The 1,103-nt window shown below is 76.1% G+C and carries 1 protein-coding gene; it reads right to left on the bottom strand.

Features of this window, described 5'->3' with window-relative positions:
• On the bottom strand, positions 1–1,103 hold a 1,103-nt coding region (locus tag AB0O00_RS40970; protein WP_363659736.1), incomplete at both ends, for an acyltransferase domain-containing protein.

The following is a 1,103-nucleotide window of genomic DNA, read 5'->3' as shown; positions in this document are numbered from 1 at the left end:
AAGCGGTCGAGGCCGCCCTCGCCGCGCCGCAGCGAGCCGCACACGTCGGCGTCGGCGCCGGCGTCCAGCGCCGTCTCCTGGAGCCCGATGGCGAGCACCGGGTGCGGGGAGGCCTCGACGAACGCGCCGTGCCCGTCGGCGAGCAGCAGCCGGCTCGTCTCCTCGAAGTGCACCGTCCGGCGCAGGTTGCGCGTCCAGTAGTCGGCGTCCATGACGCTCGTGTCGGCCAGGAGTGCGGCCTCGACGGTGGAGTAGAACGCGACGTCGCAGCGGCGCGGCCGGATCGGCGCGAGGATCTCCAGCAGCTGCTCGCGCAGCGACTCGACCTGCGCGGAGTGCGACGCGTAGTCCACGTCGATCCGCCGCGCCCGCACGCCGTCCGCCTCGCACTGCTCGACGAGCTCCGCCAGCGGCCCGGGGTCGCCCGAGACGACCACCGAGCGCGGGCCGTTGACGGCCGCCACGGAGATCCGCTCGCCCCACGGCGCGATGCGCTCGACGACCTCGGCCTGCGACAGCTGGACGGACACCATGCCGCCCTTGCCCGCGAGTTCGGTGCGGATCAGTCGGCTGCGCAGCGCGACCACGAGCGCCGCGTCCTCCAGGGACAGCGCCCCGGCCACCGCGGCGGCGGCGATCTCGCCCTGCGAGTGGCCGATCACGGCGGCCGGCTCGACGCCGTAGGAGCGCCAGAGCGCGGCCAGCGAGACCATGACGGCCCACAGCACCGGTTGCACGACGTCGACCCGCTCCAGCGCGGCGGCGCCCTGCGCGCCGGTCAGCACCTCGGTCAGCGACCAGTCGGTGTGCGGCGCGAGCGCGCGCTCGCACTCCTCGATCCTGGCCCGGAACACCGGTGCGGTGTCCAGGAGTTCGGCGGCCATGCCGGCCCACTGGGAGCCCTGGCCGGGGAACACGAAGACCACCTTGCGGGTGCCGGCCGCGGTGCCCTGCACTACCTGGGGCGAGGGCCGTCCGGCGGCCAGCGCGTCCAGGGCGTCGAGGAGTTCGGCGCGGCCGGCGCCGGTGACGGCGGCCCGGTGCTCCAGCGCGCCGCGCGTGGTGGCCAGCGCGAGGGCGACGTCGAGCGGGGCCGGACCGGC

The sequence above is a fragment of the Kitasatospora sp. NPDC093558 genome (assembly GCF_040683475.1).
Taxonomy (GTDB): Bacteria; Actinomycetota; Actinomycetes; order Streptomycetales; family Streptomycetaceae; genus Kitasatospora.
The sequence above is the reverse complement of the archived record's forward strand: the minus strand, read 5'-3'. Positions and strand labels throughout refer to the sequence as shown.